Genomic DNA, 6012 nt, shown 5'->3' with positions numbered 1-6012 from the left:
TCGATAAACTGAAGCAATGGGCTAAAGAAGGAAGACAATACGATGTGGTGATGCTGGATCCTCCCAGCTTTACCAAAACCAGGGAAAATATCCAGAAGGCCATCACCGGCTACAAGGAGATCAACCTTCGTGGTATGAAACTGGTGAAACCCGGTGGCTTCCTGGTTACCAGCAGCTGCACCAATCTCATTCAGCCGGAGCAATTCCTGGAGATCATCCAGATGGCGGCCAAAGATGCCCGCCGGAAGATCCGCCAGGTATGTTTTCAAACGCAATCCGCCGATCACCCGATCGTATGGGGATGGGATAATACTGTATACCTGAAATTCCTGATCATCCAGGTGGACTGACCGGTTATTCAGTACCGTTACCTCAATAAATTATTTGCTTACCTGGAATTTGCCGGAGTCGATCAGCTTACCTGATTTATCCTTTAACTGGAAGATGTACAATCCGCGGTAGAATTCGGAGAGGCTGATCACGTTCCTGTTGGTAACGTTATTGGTCTCGTACACTTTTTTGCCCAGCATATTGTAGATCTGGAAAGTGTAATTCTGCTTTTCTTCTTTCTGAATATCGAAGGTGATATAGGAAGTGGCGGGGTTGGGGTAGAACTTAACGACCTTGGTCACCGGGTCAGTATTGCCCGGTGGAGTGGTCCTCTGGCTGCTGGCCTGGAGGGAAGTGAACAGGATAATGGACAGTGCGTAAAAAATCTTCATGCAGCATGATGTTTTCTAGTCCGATCCAAAATAGGTCGATTTATTCAAATTTACAACTGATTGCCGAATTCTACCTACATACACTACTACAAAACAAAGGATTAACTGGCTTTAACAAATCTTTAGGCCCATCGCGGGAAAGATTAATTTGCCTGATTATCAGGTAGTTTAAAGGACAGTATTACTTTGAGTTGATTTTTGTCAAATCAGTTTTCAGCTCAGGGTGCTCAATACCCCGTTGATGGCTTTGAAATCAGGGATATCTGCAGCATTCTCCAGCACCTGGGCATACCGCACAATGCCTTCCCCATCTATCACGAAAGCGGAGCGCTTACTCACCCCCTTCATTTCAAAAACAAAATTCTCGTAGATGCTTCCATACTCTTCGGACACCTCTTTATTGAAATCGCTGAGCAAAGGAAAATTCAGCTGTTGTTCCTCTTTATACTTTGCCAGCGTGAAAATTGAATCCACACTGATACCTAATACCTGGGCATTCACATTGCTGTAATCCGCAATATTATCGCGTACACTGCAGAGTTCCTTGGTGCAGGTGCCGGTAAAGGCCTGGGGGAAAAACAGGAGTAGTACGTTCTTCCCTTTGAAATCAGAAAGGCCTACTTTATTCTTCTCTGAGTCATACAACAGGAAATCCGGGGCTTTTTGTCCAGCTTCTATTTTCATGATTGTTTTTCCTTTGATGGGTTTCAAATGTAATCAGAATTTCGGACACAAAACCTGATCTCTGGCAGCACTTCCCCTGTCGAGAAATCCGATCCAGCATAACGACAATTCAAAACCTCCCCGTCCCTGGCTGGCGGTTTTGAGCTGAGACACGTTCACATCGTAGCTGATGGCGATGCTGAGCGGGTGTCTTTCCAGTTTGATCACAGGAATCAGTGCATCTTTCAGACGGAGAAATGCGCCGCCATGGATGATGTATTCCGGGTTATCAGGATCGTCCCCGAATTTGTAACCATAGAGCGTGCCTGCGATGGTTTCGCTGAAGCTGCCCTGAATGGACTGGTCCGCCTGAATGGTAAAGAAAGAATAATCATCCACTTCCAGCTTTACACCGGCTGATGCTACCCATTTCGGTTGTAGCTCAACGTTAGGGTCTTTATAGAAAGAGTTCTTTGGTCTGTTGAGGTGATGGTAGGCGAGGCCGAGGAACATACTGTTGCGCTCGTTTTCCCCGAAAACGGTATTGAAACTCATGCCTACACTGGCATCCCAGGTAGTGAAGTTGGGAGAATTGATGAGCTCTCCATTGGGAAGTGTAGGATCAAAGCCGCCAGGGCCGTATTGATCATTGGTGGTCATCTTGGCCAGGTCCAGGCTTTTGCGGATCATGCCACCCATGAATCCCAGTGAGAGATACATCACTTTCTGGTTGCTGAGAGATTTGTGGTAATTCAGAGCAGGCAGTACATGCGTGGTGCTGAGGCCAACCGTGCCTGCTTTATCATATAACAATTGCAGGCCGGCAGTGATGAAATCATCGCCCTTGCCTACAGGCATTTTGTATTCCGCATTCAGGGAGCCGGTGCGGTACGCGTTGGTAACGCTGTTCCACTGATCGCGGTAAACGCCCTGTACACGGATATCACCCGTGTAGATGCCTGCCAGACTTGGGTTGCGCAGCAGGGGCGCTTCAAAGAATTGTGAAAAATGGATGTCCTGTGCCCAGGAACAACCTGCAGCGCACATCAATGAGATGAGCAGAGCGATCCTCTTCGGTTTCTTTCGGGTTCTCATAGAAATTCATTTCAATATTGAATAATGGCATCACAGGATCCAGGTTCCGGGATCAAAGGTTTTATCGTACCAGCATCACGTTACCGCGGAGCGGAACGATAGCTGCGTTTTCACATATGAACTCAACCACGTAAATGTAAATATCGGGATTGGCCGGCTTTCCTTTGATGGTGCCATCCCATCCTGCGGATGGATCATTTGCGCTGAAATTTCTTTTCTCAAATAACTGTTCACCCCAACGGTTGAAAATTTTCATGCTCTGAATACGTGTGATACTACTGCCTCTCGGATAGAAGCGGTCGTTACGTCCATCATTGTTGGGTGAGAAGGTATTCGGAACAAAATAGTTTTTGTCGTTACACTGTACATTCACCGTGATACCGCTGGTATTCTTACACCCGTTATCATCTGTAACCTGGATCATGTATTTGGTGGTGTACTTCGGACTGGCAACAGGGTTAGGGCAATCATCGCAACTGAGGTTGCTGGAAGGGATCCAGGAATAGTTCACAATATTGCCGGTATAGCTCACAGGCAAAGTGATGCTTCCTCCTACAGGGATTACCGGATCTTCCGCCACTCTGATCTCTGGAAGTGGCGGCACTGTGATCTCTTTCATGGTGTTCCCTTTGCAACCCAGCAGGTTGGTTGCTTCGAGCCTTACCGGGAAAGTACCGGTCTGCCCGTATTTTACACCGATGCGGCCGGCTGTTGATCCGGCGGCGCCAATGCCTGGTTCCCATTTCCAGGTGATGGCAGTATCCGCCACCTGTGTGGCGGCATCCAGCAGCAGTTCATTATTGAGACAGACAACCGCATTACCCAGGATCACGGGCTCCGGTGTGCGGTACACGCGTACGGTATCCACCAGCGTGCTGTTACAGCCGAAGTCTGTAACAACCACCAGTTTGGGGTAATAAGTTCCCGGTTGTGTATACCTGTGAGAAGGGTTGGGGGCTGTAGTAGTTGCACCATCTCCGAAATCCCAGGTACGGCTCAGGATGGGATCCTGACGGGGCCGGGTGAAATCTGTAAAGAATATTTCCCCTGCATCACAGAATTTATTCTTGTCCATGCCAAAGATAACTTCTGCTCCAAGGATCTGGATAGTACTTCTTCCGCCAATCAGAACCTGACAGCCTACACTGTCGCGCAGCGTGAGTGCCGGTCTGTAATTATTGGGAGTATTGTACCTGTGCCGCAAATTCTTTGACTGCGTATTATCAGTTGCACCATCTCCATACTGAAATGTGAAGGCCGTGTAATCAGGCGTAGTGATAGTGAAGTCAACGGTAAGTGTGTCGCATGCCCTGGTGGCGCTGTACCCGATATTGGTGGTTGCTGCCGGATCGATCACGCGTACAGTCCGGCTGGCAGAGTCCAGACATCCACCTATTCCATACACATACAGTTTAGCAGTGTAAGTGCCGAACCCATTGTAGAAATGGGATGGATTATCCAGTGAGGAAGCACCGCCATCACCAAAATCCCAGTAGAAGGATTCATAATCCTGCGCCGTCAGCGTGAATTTAGTTTCCAGTGGCGGGCAGATGGTAGTGGTATCTTCAATATCAAAAGCCGGCCTCGGCCTTTTGAGTGTAATATAACTGTTAGCAATAGCCGAATCGGAGCAGCCGTTGACATCAGTTACCACAAGTTTTACATTGAATGCATCGCCATCATTCCCGCGGTACACGTACACGGGATTTTGTGTGGTAGCGCTGCTGCCATCACCGAACTCCCAGCGCCAGCGTGTGGGGGCGCCCAGCGAAGTATCGGTGAACTGCAGGTTGGAGCCGGGACAGATGGTGGTATACTCGGCCTTGAATCCGGAAACAGGACTAACCACATGAATGGTGTCTGTTGTTTCGTAGGTATCGGAGCAGTTGCCATTATCGGTGACTGTCATTTTCACTACAAACTTTCCGGTATCTGTAAAAGTATGGGTGAACGGAGGTGCGGTGAACCGTTGTGTTTTCCCATCTCCGAAATCGAAATTCCAGGAGATGAGTGGTGATGCTGAAACCGTTTGATCGGTAAAACCAACAGGCGCATTCTTACAGGCAATGCGTGATGCGGGCCTGAACCTTGCGCGCGGGCCCCTCACTGTAATAACAGGATTGGATGAACTGATATGTACGCATCCTGAGACATCGTGCATCTGCAGTTGCACTGTATAATTACCTGCGGTTGGTCTCCTTACCTGCGCGGTCCTGCTTGAGGAAGAAGCCACCGGGGCGCCGTTCATGAACCAGTAATAACCGGCAATCAGGCTGGGGTTTACAGGATTGGCTGTAAGCGTAATGAGCTCATTCACGCAAACAGAATTAGCTGAAATGCTAAAATTGGCGGGATCTGAAATAAAACTGACCGTTCTGGTCATGGTTTGAGAACAGGTTCCGTTTGTAACAGTAAGACGGATGGTATATGGTCCCAGGCCGGGATAACTGATTGCCCCGGGAGAGTGCACATTGGTTGGGTTGGTAACGGAAGGATCGCCAAAATCCCAGTTGTATGTGATGGGGCCGTAGGCGGGATCCGTTTTGGATTCATTGGTGATCACCACAGTGTGGGGTGTGGTGCAATCCACTGTTGCCAGGAAGCTGGCTACCGGCGGCTTCACGTGGATCAGTTGAAATGCCGAGGTATCCGGGCAGCGGTTATTGAAGGCGATCAGCCGGACCATGAAGCTGCCTGTATCTGTAAAGCGATGCGTTGGGTTCTGTGCATCGGATGTTGCGTTATCGCCAAACTCCCATAACCATTCATCAGATACTGCTGTGGTATTGGTGAAGTGAACAGAACCTGCAGCGCAGATATCGGTAGGAGTAGCGGTGAAAGTTGGGTTGGAGGGTGTGCCGGTGCGTACTGCATTCGGCAAGGTTGTGCTGATGGTACAACCACCATTGGTAGTGATGGTGAGAGTCAGCGGAAAAGTGCCGGCCGTGGTATAAACTACGGGCGCCGGACTGGCCCCCGTGCGTGTGATACCTCCCCCATAATCCCAGAGATAATCCCTCACTCCATCAGGCGCATTGATGGTTGCTGCAGGAACCAGGCTATATGGGATACAACCACCACGGGGCTGATTGATCTGAACAGTGGGTGTCTGAATATTTACAAATCCTGTTCTGGTGGCAGAGCCCACACAACCAAAGCGGCTGGTGACCGAAAGTTTCACATCAAAATTTCCTGTTCGGGTATATGTATGAGCAGGATTAGGATCGGTGGAACTTCCGCCATCCCCGAAGTCCCAGTTCCAGCTGGTTGCAGCAGGTGAAGTACTGGTGAAATTAGTTGTCAGCGGCGCCTGGCATCCTGCAACGTTGAGTGCTGTAAAGCTAGCAGCCGGATTGCCTGTGATCACTACGGGCATGGTAACGGAGTCCTTACACTGCGTATAGGTGTTCACCAGTTTTACATTGTAGTTACCTGGTGCCGTGTAAACATGTGTTGCATTGATATCTTCCGATGTACTGCCATCCCCGAAATCCCAGACGGAAGAAACCGGAGTGGATCCGTTGGTGAAAGT

Annotated in this window: 4 protein-coding genes and 1 pseudogene; 1 reads left to right on the top strand and 4 read right to left on the bottom strand. The window is 49.2% G+C overall.

What is annotated here, in order from left to right:
- A pseudogene (locus ACTHMC_RS14150) lies at positions 1 to 350 on the top strand (rRNA large subunit methyltransferase I); the annotation flags it as partial.
- A 30-nt stretch (positions 351 to 380) separates the two neighbouring features.
- On the opposite strand, the gene ACTHMC_RS14145 reads toward ACTHMC_RS14150, so the two are convergent.
- From ACTHMC_RS14145 to ACTHMC_RS14130, 4 genes are all read right to left on the bottom strand, one after another.
- Positions 381 to 722 (bottom strand): T9SS type A sorting domain-containing protein, encoded by a 342-nt coding sequence (locus ACTHMC_RS14145; RefSeq protein ID WP_440413932.1) that lies wholly within the window; start codon positions 720 to 722, stop codon positions 381 to 383.
- Between the two features lie 213 nt (positions 723 to 935).
- A complete protein-coding gene (locus ACTHMC_RS14140; RefSeq protein WP_440413930.1) occupies positions 936 to 1406 on the bottom strand; it encodes a redoxin domain-containing protein in 471 nt (156 codons plus the stop codon).
- A 33-nt stretch (positions 1407 to 1439) separates the two neighbouring features.
- A complete protein-coding gene (locus tag ACTHMC_RS14135) occupies positions 1440 to 2480 on the bottom strand; it encodes a PorP/SprF family type IX secretion system membrane protein (protein ID WP_440413929.1) in 1041 nt (346 codons plus the stop codon).
- Positions 2481 to 2541: 61 nt separating this feature from the next.
- On the bottom strand, positions 2542 to 6012 hold a 3471-nt coding region (locus ACTHMC_RS14130), incomplete at its 5' end, for a PKD domain-containing protein (protein WP_440413927.1).

The organism is Pseudobacter sp., assembly GCF_051955275.1.
In the GTDB taxonomy this organism is placed as follows: domain Bacteria; phylum Bacteroidota; class Bacteroidia; order Chitinophagales; family Chitinophagaceae; genus Pseudobacter.
The sequence above is the reverse complement of the archived record's forward strand: the minus strand, read 5'-3'. Positions and strand labels throughout refer to the sequence as shown.